At 49.3% G+C, this 19,692-nt stretch carries 18 protein-coding genes; 9 read left to right on the top strand and 9 right to left on the bottom strand.

Annotated features, from left to right (window positions below; all coding sequences use genetic code 11):
- Positions 1 to 12: 12 nt before the first annotated feature.
- Positions 13 to 543: an inorganic diphosphatase gene (gene ppa, locus ACP7H9_RS05740; protein WP_011235490.1), complete on the bottom strand. Its 531-nt coding sequence runs from the start codon at positions 541 to 543 to the stop codon at positions 13 to 15.
- A 96-nt stretch (positions 544 to 639) separates the two neighbouring features.
- The gene (locus ACP7H9_RS05735; RefSeq protein ID WP_011235489.1) at positions 640 to 1,623 is read right to left on the bottom strand and encodes a class 1 fructose-bisphosphatase; all 984 of its coding nucleotides are present in this window, start codon (positions 1,621 to 1,623) and stop codon (positions 640 to 642) included.
- Between the two features lie 150 nt (positions 1,624 to 1,773).
- On the opposite strand from ACP7H9_RS05735, the gene mpl reads away from it, so the two are divergent.
- From mpl to panP, 6 genes are read left to right on the top strand one after another with little or no spacing between them, the layout of a single operon-like run.
- The gene (gene mpl, locus ACP7H9_RS05730; protein ID WP_439222337.1) at positions 1,774 to 3,111 is read left to right on the top strand and encodes a UDP-N-acetylmuramate:L-alanyl-gamma-D-glutamyl-meso-diaminopimelate ligase; all 1,338 of its coding nucleotides are present in this window, start codon (positions 1,774 to 1,776) and stop codon (positions 3,109 to 3,111) included.
- Positions 3,112 to 3,134: 23 nt separating this feature from the next.
- Entirely contained in the window at positions 3,135 to 3,755 is a 621-nt protein-coding gene (locus tag ACP7H9_RS05725; RefSeq protein WP_114981646.1) for a flavin prenyltransferase UbiX, read from the top strand.
- A gap of 8 nt (positions 3,756 to 3,763) precedes the next feature.
- A complete protein-coding gene (locus ACP7H9_RS05720; protein WP_011235486.1) occupies positions 3,764 to 4,693 on the top strand; it encodes an ABC transporter ATP-binding protein in 930 nt (309 codons plus the stop codon).
- Positions 4,690 to 5,469: an ABC transporter permease gene (locus ACP7H9_RS05715; protein WP_034822007.1), complete on the top strand. Its 780-nt coding sequence runs from the start codon at positions 4,690 to 4,692 to the stop codon at positions 5,467 to 5,469. Before ACP7H9_RS05720 ends, ACP7H9_RS05715 begins: the two co-directional genes overlap by 4 nt.
- Entirely contained in the window at positions 5,469 to 6,143 is a 675-nt protein-coding gene (gene trmB / locus ACP7H9_RS05710) for a tRNA (guanine(46)-N(7))-methyltransferase TrmB (RefSeq protein WP_114981647.1), read from the top strand. The genes ACP7H9_RS05715 and trmB overlap by 1 nt, the downstream gene beginning before the upstream one ends.
- On the top strand, positions 6,144 to 7,793 hold the full coding sequence (panP, locus tag ACP7H9_RS05705) for a pyridoxal-dependent aspartate 1-decarboxylase PanP (protein ID WP_114981648.1): 1,650 nt from the start codon (positions 6,144 to 6,146) through the stop codon (positions 7,791 to 7,793). It begins immediately after the preceding gene.
- On the opposite strand, the gene panC is transcribed toward panP, so the two are convergent.
- From panC to sfsA, 7 genes are all read right to left on the bottom strand, one after another.
- Positions 7,786 to 8,631, bottom strand: coding sequence for a pantoate--beta-alanine ligase (panC, locus tag ACP7H9_RS05700; RefSeq protein ID WP_011235482.1), 846 nt, complete (start codon positions 8,629 to 8,631; stop codon positions 7,786 to 7,788). The two genes, panP and panC, sit on opposite strands and share 8 nt — an antisense overlap.
- A complete protein-coding gene (gene panB / locus ACP7H9_RS05695) occupies positions 8,628 to 9,428 on the bottom strand; it encodes a 3-methyl-2-oxobutanoate hydroxymethyltransferase (RefSeq protein ID WP_011235481.1) in 801 nt (266 codons plus the stop codon). Before panB ends, panC begins: the two co-directional genes overlap by 4 nt.
- 18 nt (positions 9,429 to 9,446) lie before the next feature.
- The gene (gene folK / locus ACP7H9_RS05690) at positions 9,447 to 9,953 is read right to left on the bottom strand and encodes a 2-amino-4-hydroxy-6-hydroxymethyldihydropteridine diphosphokinase (protein WP_034822010.1); all 507 of its coding nucleotides are present in this window, start codon (positions 9,951 to 9,953) and stop codon (positions 9,447 to 9,449) included.
- A complete protein-coding gene (gene pcnB / locus ACP7H9_RS05685; RefSeq protein WP_034822013.1) occupies positions 9,940 to 11,259 on the bottom strand; it encodes a polynucleotide adenylyltransferase PcnB in 1,320 nt (439 codons plus the stop codon). The genes folK and pcnB overlap by 14 nt, the downstream gene beginning before the upstream one ends.
- 150 nt (positions 11,260 to 11,409) lie before the next feature.
- Positions 11,410 to 12,261, bottom strand: coding sequence for a tRNA glutamyl-Q(34) synthetase GluQRS (gene gluQRS / locus ACP7H9_RS05680; RefSeq protein WP_439222336.1), 852 nt, complete (start codon positions 12,259 to 12,261; stop codon positions 11,410 to 11,412).
- Positions 12,262 to 12,267: 6 nt separating this feature from the next.
- A complete protein-coding gene (gene dksA, locus ACP7H9_RS05675; protein ID WP_439222339.1) occupies positions 12,268 to 12,720 on the bottom strand; it encodes an RNA polymerase-binding protein DksA in 453 nt (150 codons plus the stop codon).
- Positions 12,721 to 12,862: 142 nt separating this feature from the next.
- A complete protein-coding gene (sfsA, locus tag ACP7H9_RS05670; protein WP_153849759.1) occupies positions 12,863 to 13,567 on the bottom strand; it encodes a DNA/RNA nuclease SfsA in 705 nt (234 codons plus the stop codon).
- Positions 13,568 to 13,623: 56 nt separating this feature from the next.
- Between sfsA and pepB the strand changes: the two genes are divergently transcribed.
- Genes pepB through mrcB form a run of 3 tightly spaced genes read left to right on the top strand, consistent with a single transcriptional unit; the run spans position 13,624 to position 19,658 of the window.
- On the top strand, positions 13,624 to 14,922 hold the full coding sequence (pepB, locus tag ACP7H9_RS05665) for an aminopeptidase PepB (RefSeq protein WP_034822021.1): 1,299 nt from the start codon (positions 13,624 to 13,626) through the stop codon (positions 14,920 to 14,922).
- 6 nt (positions 14,923 to 14,928) lie between these two features.
- On the top strand, positions 14,929 to 17,391 hold the full coding sequence (gene hrpB / locus ACP7H9_RS05660) for an ATP-dependent helicase HrpB (protein ID WP_439222335.1): 2,463 nt from the start codon (positions 14,929 to 14,931) through the stop codon (positions 17,389 to 17,391).
- Entirely contained in the window at positions 17,391 to 19,658 is a 2,268-nt protein-coding gene (gene mrcB, locus ACP7H9_RS05655; RefSeq protein ID WP_273025406.1) for a penicillin-binding protein 1B, read from the top strand. The genes hrpB and mrcB overlap by 1 nt, the downstream gene beginning before the upstream one ends.
- The last annotated feature ends 34 nt before the right edge of the window (positions 19,659 to 19,692 follow it).

The following is a 19,692-nucleotide window of genomic DNA, read 5'->3' as shown; positions in this document are numbered from 1 at the left end:
TACCACTTTATATTAAGACTTTTTCGCACGTTCAAAAGAAGACACAATTTCTTCTTTTGCTGCAGCGGCATCACCCCAACCGTCAACTTTAACCCACTTACCTTTTTCCAGCTCTTTGTAACGCTCGAAGAAGTGAGTGATTTGTGCTTTTAACAACTCAGGCAGGTCATCAACGTCATTGATGTGATCGTACTCTTTAGTCAGCTTACTGACCGGAACCGCGATAACTTTCGCATCTTCACCTGACTCGTCAGTCATTTTTAACACGCCAACCGGGCGGCATTTAATAACAGAGCCAGCTTGCAGCGGATACGGAGTCGGGACGAGTACGTCAACCGGGTCACCATCCAGAGACAGTGTCTGGTTAACAAAACCGTAGTTAGCCGGATAAAACATAGCGGTTGCCATAAAACGGTCAACCCACAATGTACCGGTGTCTTTATCAACTTCGTATTTAATCGGATCGGCGTTTGCCGGAATCTCGATGATGACGTTAACTTCTTCTGGCATGTTTGCGCCAGCCGTTACGTTTCCTAAGCTCATAGTACTTCCTGCTGTAGTAATAAAATAATAAAAGGTACTGCGCGATTATAGCGGCTCGGGCTACTCACGCAATAGCCGCGCACTATCGACATCAGTCTAATAAGGTTTTGGATGTTGCTTATGGTAATCCATACACACATCTACCTCATTGGCAGATCCCATAACCACCGAGACGCGCTGGTGAATATGCTCGGGTACAATTTCCATTAAACGGCTGTAACCGTCAGTGGCTTTCCCGCCGGCTTTTTCCACCAGCATAGCCATAGGCGCAGCTTCGTATAAAAGACGCAGCTTAAAGGGTTTTTCCGGCTTACGAGCATCCCAGGGGTAAGTGAATAAACCACCACGCGAAATAACCCGATGCACATCAGAGACCATCGCGGCATTCCAGCGCATATTAAAGTTCTTGCCGCGCGGACCTTCTTCGCCTTCCAGCAAGTCGCTAATGTAAGCGCGGATTGGGTCAGCCCAGTGACGACGGTTCGACATATTAATGGCAAACTCTTTGGTATCTTTCGGGATTTCCGCTTTCTCGTGGGTCAATAAGAATTCACCAACGGTCTGATCCAGAGTGTAAATGCGCACCGCTTTACCGGTCGTCATAACCAGCATAGTTGCAGGACCATACAAAACATAACCGGCAGCAACCTGAGCTTTACCTGGTTGCAGGAACATGTTCTCGCTGGTCTCTTCGCCTTCAGGCTTACGCAGAATAGAGAAAATAGTACCCACACCACCGTTTATGTCGATGTTAGAGCTACCGTCCAGTGGGTCAAATGCCACCAGGTAATGGCCTGAATTCGGGCTCTCAACAATGGAATCTTCTTCTTCAGAAGCAACAGCATGGACGTTAGGTGACTCAAGCAACAGAGTTTTTAACAGCTGATTGGCGACAACATCGAGCTTCTTTTGCGTTTCGCCCTGAATGTTTTCGTCCAGAGTTGAGCCTAATACACCGGCTAATGCGCCCTGATGCAGACGGAAAGAAATTTCCTTGGCTGCAATTTGAATGGTGTTAATAACAGAGATAAGCGATTCACTGGTTTGATCCGCTCTCAGTGTTGGTAATAAACGTTTCATGAAAGTTCCTGCAGCTCTGGTTATTGGGTGCTAACAAATGTTTGTTCAGAGAGCGCAAATGATACCTTATTTTTTGGTAAAAATCCTGCTTGTCAGTGAGTACGGTGGTACACTTTCGGTATTTTTAAAGCGAACGGATTTAGAGAGCACATGCACATTCATATTGTTGGGATTTGCGGAACTTTTATGGGAGGCGTGGCCGCCATTGCACAGCAACTGGGCCATCGGGTGACCGGGTCTGATGCTAAGGTCTATCCGCCCATGAGCACGCAACTGGAAAATCTCGGTATTGAATTGATGCAGGGCTACTCGCATAACAATTTAAAGCCACGCCCCGACATAGTGATTATCGGTAACGCGTTAAGCCGTGGTAACGACGAAGTTGAAGCTGTTTTACGCGAGCGCATTCCCTATGTGTCCGGCGCGCAATGGCTGCACGACAACGTATTAACCCAGCGCTGGGTATTGGCGGTTGCCGGAACTCACGGCAAAACCACCACCGCGAGTATGCTGGCCTGGATCTTAGAAGACAACGGATTCGCCCCCGGTTTTATGATTGGTGGCGTACCGGGGAACTTTCCGGTCAGTGCACGTTTAACCGATTCGAACTTCTTTGTGATTGAAGCCGATGAGTACGATACGGCGTTTTTTGATAAACGATCCAAGTTTGTTCATTATGCACCAGATACGTTAATTCTGAATAATCTGGAATTTGATCATGCAGACATCTTCCCTGATTTAGCAGCTATCCAACGACAGTTTGCGCATTTGCTGCGGGTTGTTCCCGACACCGGTCAGGTGATTCTACCCGCGGGCGATAAAGCACTGGATGAAGTTCTGGAGCAAGGCTGCTGGAGCCCAGTGGTGCGTATGGGTGAGCAGGGCGACTGGCAGGCTAAATTGCTTAAAGCTGACGGTACGGAGTTCGAAGTGCATTATCAGGGCAAATGTATTGCGCAGGTTCGCTGGAACGTATTGGGTACTCATAACGTTAATAATGCCATGATGGCCATTATCGCCGCCGCTCATGTTGGCATAAAAGCTGAGCAGAGTGCGCAGGCGTTAAACCGTTTTAGAAGTCCCAAACGACGTATGGAGTTACTGGGCGAGCACCGCGGCGTAAAAGTCTTTGATGATTTTGCTCACCACCCAAGCGCGATTAAGACAACCGTATCCGGTTTGCGGCAGCATCAGCCTGACAGTCGCATTATTGCGGTACTTGAACCGCGCTCAAATACCATGAAAATGGGCGTCCACAGCGACACCTTGGTTCAGTCATTAGAAGACGCAGACAATGTATTCGTATTGCAGCCCGAAGGGCTACAATGGCAATTGGCCGAAAAAATGCCCAAGGCGCATGTGTTTGAGTCGACCGACGACTTGCTGGCAGGGTTGCTAGCCGAAGTCAGAGCAGGAGACGCCGTACTTATTATGAGTAATGGCAGCTTTGATGGTTTGCACCAGCGCTTTCTTAAAGCCTTGCAATAACTGGATGACACAGGAACCGTTCAATGAAAACCGACAATAGAATTACTGTTGCGATAACCGGTGCCTCGGGTGCCCCTTACGCGCTGCGTTTGTTACAATGTTTGCTTGATCAGGATCAACAGGTGCTGTTGCTCATTTCCAGTGCTGCCCGGGTCGTACTGGCAACGGAGCAGGACATGCAAATTCCGGCTGCTCCTGACAAAGCTGCGGCAATGCTGTGTGAACACTTTTCGGTTGGTGCTGAGCAACTCAAAGTTTACGGCAAAGAAGAATGGTTTTCGCCGGTGGCTTCGGGTTCAGCGGCGCCCGCGAAAATGGTGGTGTGCCCTTGTTCAACCAGTACCTTGTCGTCAATTGCGCATGGCAGTAGTAATACGTTGATCGAGCGCGCCGCCGATGTCGTATTGAAGGAGCGCGGCCAATTGATATTGGTTCCGAGAGAATCTCCGCTTTCGACAATCCACTTACAGAACATGCTGCAACTCAGTCAGCAGGGCGTAACGATAATGCCGGCAGCGCCGGGCTTCTATCATCAACCAGAAAGCATTGATGATTTAATCGATTTTATGGTGGCCAGAATGTTGGATCATCTTGGCCTTGAGCAGCGTTTAGTCAGCCGCTGGGGCTATGGAAAGGAGTCATAAAGAGGTCTATGAAAGCTTTAGAAATTACAGGCTTACGCAAAACATACCGTGGTGGTTTTGAAGCCTTAAAAGGTATTGATTTAGAGGTTGAAGAAGGTGATTTCTATGCACTGCTTGGCCCTAATGGAGCCGGGAAGTCGACCACTATCGGAATTATTTCATCGCTGGTAAATAAAACCTCGGGTCAGGTGAAGGTTTTTGGTTACGACTTAGACACGCAGCTCACCGATTTAAAACGCCAGATTGGTTTGGTGCCGCAGGAATTTAACTTCAATCAGTTTGAAACGGTTCAGCAAATTGTCGTGAATCAGGCGGGTTACTATGGTGTTCCTCGCTCGCTGGCTAAGGAACGTTCTGAAAAATACCTGAAACAGTTGGGGTTATGGGATAAGCGCAATGAACCGGCACGCTCTTTGTCTGGAGGCATGAAACGCCGGTTGATGATAGCCCGCGCATTACTGCACGAACCTAAATTACTGATTCTGGATGAGCCAACGGCAGGCGTTGATATCGAATTGCGCCGCTCTATGTGGGACTACCTGACCAAGATTAACCAACAGGGTATTACCATTATTCTGACCACCCACTATCTGGAAGAGGCCGAAACGCTGTGCCGTAACATCGGTATTATTGATAGTGGCCGGATTATTGAAAACACGTCAATGAAGCGCTTGCTGGCGCAGCTAAGCCGGGAAACCTTTGTCTTAGATTTAGAGCCGGGCCATAACGGCGCAGAAATAGAGAACTTTAATCACCGTTGGACAGATGAGCAGACACTGGAAGTGGAAGTTGATAAAAATGCCGGGCTGAACGCCGTGTTCGAGCAGCTTTCTGCCCAAAAAGTAAAAGTATTGTCAATGCGTAATAAAGCCAACCGTTTAGAGGAATTGTTTGTGTCTATGGTCGAGCAAGGGCGTCAGCAGGAGGAAGCCAAATGAGCCATTCTGCAGCTAATTTTATTGCGTTAAAAACCATCTGGATAAAAGAGTGCACCCGCTTTCTTCGTATTTGGATACAAACTCTGGTGCCGCCGGCTATTACCATGACGCTGTACTTCGTCATTTTCGGTAGCATTGTGGGCGAACGAATTGGTGAAATGAGTGGCGTCGGCTACATGGAGTTCATTGTTCCGGGCCTTATTATGATGTCCGTTATTACTAACTCCTATTCCAATGTCGCGTCGTCTTTTTTTAGTGCTAAGTTTCAGCGCAATATCGAAGAGATGCTGGTGTCCCCTGTTCCTACCGCAGTTATTATTGCCGGTTATGTCGGTGGCGGTATGGCCAGAGCCTTGATCGTCGCGGTTATTGTCACTTGTGTGTCTTTCTTCTTTGTAGAAGACATCCAAATTGCTCATATTGGTTATGTCATATTAACCGTCATTTTAACCTCCACACTCTTCTGTCTGGGCGGGTTAATTAATGCTGTTTACGGCAAAACCTTTGATGATATTTCTATCGTACCGACATTCGTACTGACGCCGCTAACCTACTTAGGCGGTGTGTTTTACTCGGTCAGTCTGTTGCCGGAATTCTGGCAGAAAGTATCTATGGCAAACCCGGTGTTGTACATGGTTAATGGCTTCCGTTATGGTTTCTTAGGCCAGTCAGACGTGGGTATAGGTCTTGCCATAGCGGTTCTGGTGGGCTTCAATGTGCTGTTCTTTGCGGCGGCTTATTATATTCTCGATAAAGGCATAGGAATCCGTTCCTGATGCAGCAGGCAAGACCGGTTACAACCAACCAGAATGGACCGCATGAAGACACTGAAGCAGCAGTCCGTCGCCATTTAGAAAGTGAGTTTCTGAAACCTATTCAGGAGCACAACCAGCAGGCGTTTGACGAAATCAACGCGCAAGTTGAAAGCTGGGGTGGGCCGATTATTCTGGATTCCTGCTGCGGCGTGGGCGAAAGTACTGCAAAACTGGCAGAAATTCATTCCGATGCTATGGTTATCGGCGTTGATAAATCGGCGCATCGGGTTGACCGTCACAGCCACTATCAGACCAGCGAGAATGGTCAGCGGTACTGGGTGGTAAGAGCCGACCTGAATGACTTCTGGCGGTTGGCGAACAGAGCCGGATGGCAGCCCCGGCAGCATTGCATTTTTTACCCTAACCCCTGGCCTAAATCGGCTCATTTAGCACGCCGCTGGCATGGTAGTCCGGTATGGAAAGATGTGGTTGCGCTTGGTGGTGAATTGCATATGCGTTCTAATTGGAGCCTATACTTGTTAGAAGTGGCGCAGGCACTTAAGGTGAGCGGGCATTATGCCGATATCTCACTGTTGTCCGATGACGCTGAGCCAATAACGCCTTTTGAGCGCAAATATAAGAACAGCGGTCAGGCTTTATGGCAACTGCACGCGAATTTATCTAAGGAGTCTTGATTGAGCCCTAAAACAGACATAGCGGAAGTAAATCAGGAATCGCTGTATCGCATATTTACGATACCCGAGGCTCCTGATTCAACGCTGGGTAAAATCGAAAAGCATCTCTCAGAAAACCTGATGGGTTTTCTGGGGGAACATATTGTTGCCCGCGAAAAGCCGCTGCAGGAAATTGAGCGTGACTTCGATAAGTCGCAGATACCAGAAGAACCCGCTTTTGTTTCCGACCATACTGAATTTCTGTTGGATAAGCTGGTCGCTCATTCGGTGCATACGGCGTCGCCGCGTTTTATCGGCCATATGACATCAGCCTTGCCGTATTTCCTGCTGCCTTTAGCTAAGCTTATGGTGGGGCTGAATCAGAATCTGGTTAAAATTGAGACCTCTAAAGCCTTTACGCCGCTGGAGCGTAACGTTATTGGCATGATGCATCATCTGGTGTATCAGCAGGACGCGCCGTTTTATAATCGCTGGATGCATAGCGCTCAGCACTCGCTGGGAGCTTTTTGCTCGGGCGGAACCATAGCCAACATGACGGCTCTGTGGGTAGCGCGCAACCGGTTGTTACAGGCAGATGGTGATTTCGCGGGCATTTCAGCCGATGGACTGGCCGCAGGTCTTCAGCATTATGGCTACTCAAAGTTAACTGTAGTGGTGTCCGAGCGTGGGCACTATTCATTAAGTAAAGCTGCGGATGTACTTGGTATTGGTCGCCGAAATTTAGTGTCGGTGGCAACAGACAGTGATAACCGTATTCGTATTGATGAATTACGAAAAACCTGCGAAAAAATTGCAAAAGAAGGCGGTAAGGTGCTTGCGCTGGTTGGTGTCGCTGGTACAACAGAAACCGGCCACATTGATCCGCTCGACGAAATGGCGACTGTTGCAGAAGAAGTGGATGCTCACTTTCATGTAGACGCCGCGTGGGGTGGTGCGACGTTATTGTCTGAACAGCATCGTCCGTTACTGGCCGGTATCGAGAGAGCCGACAGTGTGACTATTGATGCGCATAAGCAAATGTACGTCCCTATGGGCGCTGGGCTGGTGTTATTTAAGAACCCATCATTGGTTAAGTCCATAGAATACCATGCCGAGTATATTATTCGTCAGGGCTCAAAAGATTTAGGTTCGCATACCATGGAAGGTTCACGCGCGGGCATGGCTATGATGGTATTTTCGGCCATGCATGTTATCGGACGTCGTGGTTACGAGCTGCTGATTAATAACAGTATTGATAAAGCACGTTATTTCTCTAAGCTGATTTCTGAGCAGGATGACTTTGAAGTCATTACTGAGCCTGAACTTTGTATTCTGACCTATCGTTTTGTACCAATCAAAGTAAAAACGGTGTTGGATAAAGCGACGCCAGAGCAGCTGGCGCGGCTAACTCCGCACTTAAACGCACTGACGCGATATATTCAGAAGCGTCAGCGGGAGACGGGACAGTCATTTGTATCCCGGACTAAGTTAACACCGGCTCAATATCATCATGAACCAACGGTGGTTTTCCGCGTGGTGCTGGCAAACCCATTAACAACCAATGAGATGCTGCAGGAAGTTTTATGCGAACAGCGTAAAATTGCGGCAAAAGCCACCAGTTTGCGTGGCGCTCTGCATACTGAAATGCGCGAACTGGGTATGCTTATTTAGCCGCTGCGTTGGTAACTCGTAAGTTATCAATTAAGCGTGTTTTGCCCATAAAAGCGGCTGCCAGAATGACCCATTCGTGGTCTTCAGGCGTCGCTTCCTGCAAATCTGCTGCGTTACGAATACTGAAATAATCCGGCACAAACCCCGCCTGGGTCAGCTTTTCTTTTGCTGCAGCTTCCAGCTCACCAAAGTCAGTGTTTACACTCAGTTTAGCTTTGGTTTCTTCCAGAGTTTTATAAAGCTCCGCCGCTTGATGCTTTTGCTCTGTGGATAAGTAACCGTTACGCGAGCTCATGGCAAGACCACTGGTTTCACGCTGTGTGGCTGTTCCCAGAACCTCTACTGGCAGGCTTAGGTCTTGTACCATTAAGCGAATAACCTGAAGCTGTTGATAATCTTTTTCGCCAAATACAGCCAGCTGTGGCTGCACCATATTAAATAGTTTACAAACAATAGTTGCGACGCCGGTGAAATGCCCCGGGCGACTGGCTCCGCAAAGAATGTCACTGATGCCGGGCACTTCAATACGAGTCTGTTTGTCGAGACCGCGCGGGTAGACATCATTTACCTGAGGCGTAAATACCGCAGAAACACCTAAAGCGTCCAGCGCCTGGCAGTCGGCCTCCAGCGTGCGTGGGTAACTGTCGAGATCCTCGTTTGCACCGAATTGCATCGGGTTGACAAAAATACTGACAACCACGTTGTCGCATCGTTCTAACGCTGTTTTAACCAGCTGCAGGTGACCATCGTGCAGGTTGCCCATAGTCGGTACTAAAGCTACTTCAGACTGCTGTTGACGCCATCTGCGAAGCTCAGCAAGTGATTTTAAAATTCTCATTTGTAGCTATGCTCTGCTGTCGGGAACTCGCCTGAGCGCACCTGTTCCGAATATAAACGGAATGCATCAGCAAGCGAGCCGCCCTGAGCCAAAAAGTCTTTGGCAAATTTAGGCAGATAGTCACTGTTCATGCCGAGCATATCGTGCATAACCAAAATTTGTCCGTCGGTGTCTGCACCTGCGCCAATACCAATAGTAGGAATAGATAGCTGCTCGGTAATACGTTTACCCAGAGACGCGGGTACGCATTCCAGAACAAGTAATTGCGCGCCGGCCTGTTCGAGAGCCAAAGCCTGGTTCAGTGTGTCGTCGGCCTGTTGCTGCTCTTTGCCTTGTACTTTATAACCACCAAGAACATTAACCGATTGCGGCAGTAAACCAAGGTGAGCGCAAACCGGAATGCCCCGGGTTTTCAAGCCTTCAATGGTTTCAACCAGCCAGTGACCACCTTCCAGTTTGACCATGTTGGCACCTGCCTGCATTAAAGCTGCCGCCACATCATAGGCTTGTTCGGGCGTACTGTAAGTCATAAATGGCATGTCTGCTATAACAAAGGCATTGCTGGCACCACGACGCACACACTGAGTGTGGTAAATCATATCATCGACAGTTACCGGCACAGTTGAGTCGCGTCCCTGCACAACATTACCCAGTGAATCGCCCACCAGAATAAAGTCGACGCCTTGCTCGGTCATGAGTTTAGCAAAACTTGAATCATAGGCGGTGAGGGAACTGATTTTGGTTCCTTCCCGTTTCATTTTTTGTAAAGTTGCAATGCTGGTTTTGGTTGTTGCCATGACGCACCTTCAGCAGTTTTAGATGGTTATATCAGACCGACAGATTAGCACGTCCAGACCCTCTTCGGTAAGAGTCTCTGTTTGTTGTTTTACGGTATTGCCATTAGGCAAAAGTTTGTCGGCGGCTATTTCGGCCAGAGGATAAAGTACAAAGCTGCGTTCGTATAACCCCGGGTGAGGAACCCTGAGAGAGTCCGATTGATGTTGTTGCTCATCAAACAGCAGCAGGTCAAGGTCCAGTGTGCGCTCGCCCCAATGCCTGACTCGTTTACGACCAAAAGCATCTTCTATATCGTGTAAGGCTTGCAGAAGCTCGGCCGCCGGTAAGCTGGTGCTTACGGAACAAACGGCATTAACGTAGTCGGGCTGGTCTTGCGGGCCCATAGGTTTGCTACCGTAAAGAGAGGAATAAGCTAATAATTGCCAGCGTGAATCATTATTCAGCGCCTTTAAAGCCGATAGAATATTGTCCACCGGCTTACCCAGGTTACTACCCAGCGCAATAAAGGCTTTATGTTGCGTCATTACCTTTATTTTCCTGAGGCTTACGGCGTGGACCACGACGACGGCGCGGTTTGCGTCGGCCTGATCCCGCCTCCGGCTTTGAGGACTTTAATTGCGCCGGGTTGTCCTGCGCTTTACTCCAGTGCTCTGCCAGTCCGGCTAATTTTTTATCGCTATTTTCCGCATAAGAGCGTAACAATAAAAAGTCGTAAGCGGCGCGGAACCGCTTATGTTCAAGCACTTTTTGAGCCCGCACACCTTTAGTGATATTCAAACGACGCTGTAACTGCCAGATATCTCTGGCTGGCAGACTGAACCGCTTGGGCAACGAAACACGTTGCGACTGTCTGTGAATAACATCAGCGGCGGCAACGTTTAATGCGTCCATAGGTGGCAGACCACCTTCGTTCTCAAGTTGTTCGCGTCGAGCCTGTAATGGCCACCACAACAACACGGCAATTAAATAGGCCGGAGTAACACGCTGCTCTTCTGCAATGCGTCTGTCGGTGTCTTTAAAGGCTTTCAGCATCATTTGGTAGGCCGGGCTTTGTTCGTCAGCGACGTAATCTTTCAGCATTGGGAATAACTGCTGAAACAGTCCGAAGTTGGTCATCATCAGGAAGTTAGCTTCAGCTTTGCCCGACATAAACATTTTCAGAAATTCGTCAAATAAACGCGCCGGTGGAATGTTTATCAGTAACGGCGCTAGTTCTTTTAATGGGCCGCTGACCGAGTTATCCATCTGCATATTCAGTTTTGTGGCAAAGCGAACGGCGCGAAGCATGCGCACCGGATCTTCACGGTAGCGTACTTCCGGGTCACCAATCATCCGCAAAATGCCAGCGTTAATGTCATCAACGCCGTTGGCAAAATCGTAAATGGCGAAGTCAGCGATATTGTAATACAGCGCATTGGCGGTAAAGTCGCGACGCTCGGCGTCTTCTTCTATGCTGCCATAGACATTATCGCGAACCAGCTGACCGTGCTCGTCCTGGTCTGCCGTGCGGTTTTTCTTATTTTCTTCCTGCGGGCTGTCACCGTGGTGGCCGCGGAAAGTCGCAACTTCAATAACTTCTTTTCCAAACACCACATGGGCCAGGCGGAAGCGACGACCAATTAGGCGACAGTTACGAAATAGGGACTTAATTTGCTCTGGTGTGGCATTAGTGGTGACATCAAAATCTTTTGGTTCAAGCCCCAGAAGAATATCGCGGATGCAGCCGCCAACCAGATAGGCTTCAAAACCACTGTTGTGCAGGCGGTAAAGAACCTTTATTGCATTTTTACTGATATCGTTGCGGGATACTGGATGTTTGTCCCGTGAGATAACTTGTAATTTGGGTAACCGGCTGGATTCAGGCTCTGCCGCTTTACTGGAAAAGGCGCGCTTTGCCAGTGCTTTTATTCGCTTAATAATGGTGGTTCTCCCTTACCATTGTTTTTATTTAGAATCAGTTGTTGTCTGCATATTGTACCGTTAACGACCTGCTATATGCCACTTTTTGCACCAACTTTGCAACGCCTGTTGCAATATTTCACTGACAGGGCTGTGTCGCAGCTCTGATTCTGGTTTAATACCCAGATAATCCAGCGCTGTGAAAAGGTTATTTCTTGCCTGGCTGGACTCAATTGACGGTGCATGGTTTTGCTTACTCAATTTGAGTCCATCGTCATTCATTATCAGAGGTAAGTGCGTCATTCTCGGCTGCTTTCCGGTGAAATACTGCCATAAAGTCAGCTGCCAGAAGCTTGGAGTTATCAAGTCGCTGCCACGCACAATATCGGTAATACCCTGTTCAATATCATCAACGACCACAGCCAGCTGGTAAGCATACAATCCGTCGCGACGCTTCAGTACGAAGTCTTCACTGACTGAGGCTGAGTGATCTTCTAATAAGCCGTGTGCGCGGTCATTAAATGTATCAACCGGGTTATTATTAATGAAGCGCAGGGCGTAAGGGGTTGAACGAGGCTGGCGGTTACGACAGTAGCCATCGTAGTGATCGCTGCGGGCACGAATAGCCCGGCGACTGCAGTCGCATTGATAAAGACGTTGAGCGTTTTCCAGCTGATTGAGCTGATGCTGGTAAACCGAATCGCGCTGGCTTTGGTATAAAACGGAACCGTCCCATTCTAAACCATGGGCTTCCAACTGCGTTAAAATAGTATCGGCCGCTCCGGGCAGGGCTCGCGGTTTATCGACATCTTCAATGCGAACCAGCCACTCACCTCTATGCGCTTTAGCATCTAAGTAGCTACCAACGGCAGCTACTAATGATCCCAGGTGCAAAGGCCCTGAAGGCGTTGGAGCGAAACGGCCACGATACATGAGCCTTTAGGCTCCGGTCATTTGCTTCTCTTTCATCTCGGCCAGCGTTTTACAGTCGACGCACTGGTCAGCTGTTGGGCGAGCTTCTAAACGGCGGATACCAATTTCAATTCCGCACGATTCGCAAAAGCCAAAATCATCTTCTTCTATCTTTTGTAAGGTTTTTTCAATCTTCTTAATCAACTTACGCTCACGGTCACGTGTACGCAGTTCGATACTGAATTCTTCTTCCTGCGCAGCGCGGTCTACCGGATCAGGGAAGTTCGCTGCTTCGTCTTTCATATGATGCACTGTGCGATCAACTTCGTGACGTAATTGACGACGCCATTCTTCCAGAATACGACGAAAATGCGAACGTTGCGCATCGTTCATGTACTCTTCGCCCTGTTTTTCCTGATACGGCTCCAGGCCGGCCATCGCCAGGATGCCATGGGTTTTCTTATCCTTGCCTTGAGGCATCATGGATCTCCTACATTCTCTATAAAAGAGTGCTTAAAAAGCAGTACATTAAAAAAAGGACGCTACGTATACCAGAAAGGTTTACGGTTGGCAACGTCATTCGGATTAAATTTCTGCGGTGAAATTGTGAAGGCATTGAGTTTTAAAGGCTTACGGGAACTGGTCTCTCCAGTTTTATTTCTTTCGCCGACGCGCGGCACTTTACTGCATAAAACTCGACTCCGACTGACGCTGCTTTTTTACACAGCTCAGCATACTGGCTGTCAATATGTGCGGCGGGGGAAACTCGTTCGATACCGTCGTGCATTACCATGTAAAGCTGCACTGCGCGATGACCATCGGCCACAACCTGCATCAGTTCATTAAGGTGTTTGTGAGCGCGTTGGCTGACTGCGTCGGGGAAGTAACCTTGACTTGCGTCCGCTAAAGTGACGCTTTTTACTTCAATAAAGCATTCACGGTTGTGCTGGTCTACGCCCCACCAGTCGATGCGGCTTTTTTCCTTACCGTAGCGTTGCTCTGGTTTCAACTCTTGCCACTGGCTTAATTCAGGTACAAGGTTGGTTTGTAGTAATTCTCCGGCCATGCGGTTAGCGTGCTGTGTATTGACTACAATCATTTCACCGTTGTTATTCTGCGCGAGCTCCCAGGTCAGTGAGTATTTACGTTTGGGGTTATCGGAAACACTGCACCAGGCTGTAAAGCCGGGTTCTGCACACCCGGTCATGGCTCCGGTATTAGGGCAGTGGGTTGTCGTCGTTTCGTTGTCACCAAAATCAATGTCGGCGAGAAAACGTTTGTATCTTTTTTGCAAAACTCCCTGGCGCAGGGGCTTGTTAAATTGCATCAGAGACCTCATAACTCTAGTATAAACAGACAGCAAATTATCGGGAGAGGTACAGAATGTCCAGCGCACTCGCAATCTATTTAACTCAGGAAGCCCCCGCAAGTTATTGGAATCCAAAATCAAACTTAGTCTTTGGTGACAACAAAGCACAAATCATCTTAGTTGAAGATGAAGCTGAAAACTTGCGACGTATCCAGAAAGCAGGCCGGACTCTGGACAATACCGGAGCAGTAACCATTGAAGCTGCTGGCAGTGACTGGAACCTGGAGCGTCAGTGGGCGCTGTCACAAGGTTTTACTTCAACCTTGTCGACCAATCAGGTTATCTGGAATAAAACTGATGAGCCTGCAGTCAAAGAACTTGATGCCATGCGTGAAGCGACTCGTTTCAGCCGCGAACTGACCAATTTGTCAGCGGAAGAGATTTACCCTGAAAGTTTGGCGCAACGGGTAACTGAACACTTTAAGGCTCTGGCACCAGACGCCATCAGCGCGGAATTTATAAAAGGTGAAGCGCTGAAAGATGCTGGCTGGATGGGAATTTACACCGTAGGTCGTGCCAGTCAGCACGCACCAGGCTTATTGGTATTAGATTACAACCCAACCGGCGATGACAATGCGCCAGTAGAAACTGCGTTAATAGGTAAGGGTATTACCTACGACAGTGGTGGTTACAGTATTAAGCCGAGCGAAGGCATGCTCGCTATGAAGTGCGACATGGGTGGTGCAGCTACCGTATCCGGTGCATTGTCGCTGGCAATACGCCGGGGTCTGAACAAGCGCGTGAAGCTCATTCTTTGCTGTGCCGAAAACATGATTGATGGTCGCGCGTACAAATTAGGCGACATTATTCGCTATAAAAACGGCCTGACGGTTGAAGTTGTTAATACCGATGCCGAAGGTCGTCTGGTGCTGGCCGATGGCTTACAGGCAGCGGGTGAGTTTGGTGCGAAACAGATTATTGATGCGGCAACGCTGACCGGCGCCGCGCAAATGGCGGTTGGTAATGAATACAACGCGCTGTTTAGTGTGGATGAAGTGGCTGCCACTAAAGCATTGGCTAATGCGGATAAAGAAAATGAGCTATTGTGGCGCTTACCTTTAGCCCCATGGCATAGTGAAAACTGTCCGTCAGCTTTTGCTGATACGGCAAACAGCCGTCCGCAAAAAGGCGGTGGTGCCGGTGGTGCAAGCAACGCCGCAGGCTTTTTACTGCGCTTTGCGCCGAACAGCGGCAAAGGCTGGCTGCACTTCGATTTAGCTGGCGCTTACCAAAAATCGGCGACCTCTATGTGGGCGACAGGCGCTACCGCCGCCGGTGTGCGCACCATAGCCGCAACCGTACAAGGTGATTAATTTGGCATGACCTTGCCAATTGAGAGCGTGCTGCCAGAGCTGGCGAAAGCCTTTCCGGCAGCACGTGTCGTTATTGAGGCACCGCCCGGTGCCGGCAAATCAACACAACTTCCGTTATTTCTGTTGCAGCAGGGTATTGCCGATGACGGCCTTATTGTCATGCTGCAGCCCCGGCGTGTTGCTGCGCTGAATATTGCTCATTATTTGGCTAAGCAGTTGGGAGAACCGGTGGGTGAGCAGGTCGGCTATACGGTGCGCGGCGACAGCAAGCGCAGTAAGGCAACTAAGTTACTTATCATTACGGAAGGTGTATTGGTTCGATGGCTGCAGGACGATCCTGAACTTAGCGGCATTGGCACGCTGATCTTCGATGAATTCCACGAGCGCAATTTGCACAGTGACTTAAGTCTGGCGCTGGTGATTGATGCCCTGCCATTGCGTCCGGATTTAAACCTGCTGATTATGTCGGCCACCTTGCCCGCAGAAAATCTGAAACTCTGGCTAGAGAATTACTGTGATCAGGTGCAGGTTTTGCGCAGCGAAGGCCGCAGTTATCCGGTTGAGTATCACTATCGCCCAGCATCTCATGTTACTCAATGGCTGGCTGAATTACCCAAAGTGGTTGTCGAAGCCTTTGCTGCTGCCGAAAAAGGTGTTCTGGTTTTCCTGCCGGGCGTTTATGAAATACAAAAGATTGCGACTGAACTGAGTCAGCGAATGCCGCCGGGCACACTCATCTTACCCCTGCATGGGCGTATCCCCTTGCAGCAACAGCGGCAAGTATTAAAAGCATCGGACGAAAAACGCATTATTCTGGCAACTAATATTGCCGAAACCAGCTTAACTCTGGACGGTATTGATGTGGTTGTCGACAGTGGTCGCGAGCGCCGGGCTCAGTACCTGCCTCAATACGGATTAAGCCAGTTAACGACGCAACGTATTGCTAAAGCTTCAGCAACACAGCGTGCCGGGCGTGCGGGTCGTCAGCAGGCGGGGCAATGTTTTCGTTTGTGGGCGCGCTCCGACGAGCATGGCTTTGCCGATTATGCGCCTCCGGACGTTGCTACTCAGGATTTATCAGCACTGGTACTGGATGTGTTGCGCTGGGGCAGTGAGGTGAGCCAACTGGCCTGGTTTTCTCAGCCTGACCCGGGGCATTGTGCCGCGGCGACCGATTTTTTAGCCAGTACCGGCTTAATAAGGCAGGGGCAGTTAACCGCAAAAGCCCGTCAGCTGGAGTCCGGCGGTTTTGATCCCAGAATTTTACTGGTGGCGGATGCAGCCAAAATGCTGAAGAACGAGCAGCAAGCCGCTATGGCTCGTGTTCTGGCGACACTGGAAGAGCCGCAAACTAGCATAAAATCAGTCGATCTGTCTGAACGTACCCAGCAGCATTATCAACAACGAAACCAGGCGCCTTTGTGGCAACAACGCTGGCGCTATTGGTTAAACCATTTTGGGCTGAAAGAAGCTGCAGAAACCGCAGAAGCCAGTGCAGAAGGACTTGCCGTCGCCTTACTGCAGGGTTACCCCGACCGAGTTGCAAAGTACGATGTCAGCCGAGGTGACTTTCAACTGGCTTGTGGTGGTCGGGTCAGTGGCGACAGCAGTCGCCTTAAGCAGCCAGCCTGGGCAATTATTTTTGATGTCACCTTTCATGAGCAAGACACGATAGGCCGCAGCCGCTGCCTGTTACCTGTGGACGATGCCCGGGCGTTACTGAAAGAAGCAGGCATTCCTTTGCAGACCTTGCAAACAGCTGAATGGGTAGGTGAGCAGCAACAACTGCGACAAATAACTCGTACTCAACTGGGCTCCTTGGTACTCAGCCAGACTACTAATAGTGGACAGGTTTCCAATGAACAAAAAGCCGAAGCCTTCTGCCTGTGGTTGCGCGATAAAGGACTGGATAAACTCAACTGGAGTCAACGCGCGAAACAGCTACAACGGCGGGTCTACTGGTTGCAACAAGCCGGAGAGCTGAGCGCCTACGACATGGGCGATGCAGGATTACTTAATAGCCTGGAGCGCTGGGCGGCGCCGTATTGGACGAATTTCCTGTCACTAAAACAATTGCAGCAGTGGGATCCATACGAGGCCTTGTGTTATTTTCTCGACTACTCAGAACTGCAACGTCTTAATACGGCCTGTCCTGAATGGTGGCAAACTCCGACAGAACGTAAAGTGTTTATAAATTATCTGGACGACACCCCCCGGGTTGAGGTCAAATTACAGGAAATGTTTGGTGTCTCTGAGTCGCCTAAAATTATCGATAACCGACAAGTTGTGACCGTTGATCTTCTGTCGCCGGCAGGGCGTTTGTTACAGCGAACCAATGATCTCGCGAGTTTCTGGCAAAATGCTTACGCCGACGTGCGCAAAGAAATGCGCGGTCGCTATCCTAAGCATCCGTGGCCCGAAGACCCTCTGAATGCAACCGCAACGTTTAAAACCAAAAGGCAGCAGTAGTGATAAAAAGTCGATGGTTTCAATACCTATTCTGGACAAGCTTTAAGATAGGGCTGGTACTTATCGCCGTTATTGGGCTTTATGCCATTTATCTGGATGCCAGTTTATCCCGTCATTTTAGTAACAAGCGCTATCAGGCCCCTGCTTTGGTTTACGCGGATGAGGTAACGCTGAGAAACAATCATCCTATGCGGCTGCAACGGCTAGTCGGCATTCTGGAGCGAGTCGGTTATCAGCGTAATAGTAATACCGAGCAGTCGGGTTACTACTCGGTGGGTAAAAATAATGTCATGGTGCATCGTCGACCTTTCGACTTTTCCGATGGTCCGCAAATGGCGCAAAGAGTGCAAATCAACTTTCACGGCGACCGTATTAAGTCTATTAAGAGCTGGCCCAGTGGCAGAGAGCTGGAAAGCTTTCGCCTGGAACCTGAGCTAATAGGCCGCATTAGTACCTTAAGTAAAGAAGACCGTTTGTTAGTTGGGCTGGAAGTCGTGCCTAACTTACTCATTGAAACCCTATTAAAAGTTGAAGACAGAAATTTTTATCATCATCAGGGGGTATCGCCCTGGTCAATTTTAAGGGCGTTGGCTGCCAACCTGAAAGCGGGAAGGACGGTTCAGGGCGGTTCTACGCTGACTCAGCAGCTGGTCAAAAACCTCTACCTGAGCCGAGACCAGACGTTATGGCGTAAGTTTCACGAAGCCATGATGTCGCTGGTTATCGATTACCGGTTTGATAAAAACACCATATTAGAGACCTACCTGAACGAAGTGTACTTTGGCCAGGACGGAAGCAACGCTATTCACGGTATAGGACTTGCCAGTCAGTTTTATTTTGGTAAGCAGGTACAGGAGCTGAACCCAAGCGAAATTGCTTTAATGGTGGGGATGATAAAGGGGCCTTCTTATTATGATCCAAGACGCTACCCCGAGCGTGCCCGTAGCCGCAGGGACACCGTGCTTAAAGTCATGTTTGAACAGGATTTACTCGGTAAAGATAACTACGTTGCTGCGGTTGAACAGGCGCTTGACGTTAAAGAAAGCCGCCGTCTGGTTGAGCATCCTTACCCCCATTATATGGACTTAGTACGTCGGGAAATGAAGCGTATTATTCTGCCGGAAGACTGGCAGGAAACTGGGCTGAAAATCTTCACGCATTTGCAGGTGGATGCACAAAATGCAGTACAACGCTCGTTAGCACAACAGCTTATGGCTGACGGCGAAGATGAGAAGTTAGAAGGGGCAATGGTCGTTGCTGATTACCGCAACGGCACTATTAGCGCGCTCGCTGGTGGCCGCTTAAGTCAGGCTATAGGTTATAACCGGGCGTTGTTGGCACTGCGGCCAATAGGCTCATTAATGAAGCCTATTATATACGCAGCCGCGATGCAGGATTCAGACATTGGTCTGCATACGCCGGTTGCAGATGAACCCATTACTTTATCGGATAAAAAGGGAAAAGAATGGAAGCCGCAAAACTACGATAAAGAGTTTGATGGTAGTTTGCTGTTGTACGATGCGTTGGTTCAGTCGCGCAACTTACCGGCAGTTCGGGTGGGCATGGAAGTGGGTATAGACCAGTTAGTGAGTTACTTACGCGAATTAGGTGTGACAACGCCGTTACAAGCCTATCCATCGTTGACTTTAGGATCAGCATCGTTGTCTCCCGTAGCGGTGACACGAATGTACAGTGCGCTTATGAATGATGGCCGTTATCAGCCTTTAGCTGCGGTGTCGTCTATCACCACCCATCAGGGCGAAGTGCTGTATCGGCGTCAGAAGTCTGAAGCAGATGTGGTTTTCGATAAAAATGTGTCTTATCTGACTCGCTATGGTTTACGGGGAGTGGTGGCAGAGGGTACCGCAAGTCGTCTGCAACGTGCTTTAGCCGGTCAGGTAGTTGGTGGCAAGACAGGTACAACGAATGATTATCGCGACAGCTGGTTTGTTGCAGTAGATGGTGAGCACGTGGTTACGGTTTGGTTAGGTCGTGATGATAACCAGCCGGTTGGCTTAACCGGAAGTAGCGGCGCTCTCAAAGTTGTGGCGGATTTTTATGATTACTTACCGCCGTTGAGCATGGCTTTAGATGTACCGGAGCCTCTGCAAATGCAAAATTTTCACCCGACAACGGGACAGCGAATTCCTGAAGACTGCAACAATGGTCGGAAATTACCGGCTGAGGAAATCAGGCTCCCCGAGGATATTACCTGTGAAGGCACTATCCGCGAGAAAAGCTGGTGGGAACGTTTATTTGGTGGCTAAAAGCGCCTGGGCCAAGGCCAGGCGCTACAGCCGT

This window comes from Idiomarina sp. ST20R2A10 (genome assembly GCF_051842345.1).
GTDB lineage: Bacteria > Pseudomonadota > Gammaproteobacteria > Enterobacterales > Alteromonadaceae > Idiomarina > Idiomarina loihiensis.
Note: the sequence above shows the minus strand (reverse complement) of the source record. Positions and strands in the feature narration are given on the sequence as shown.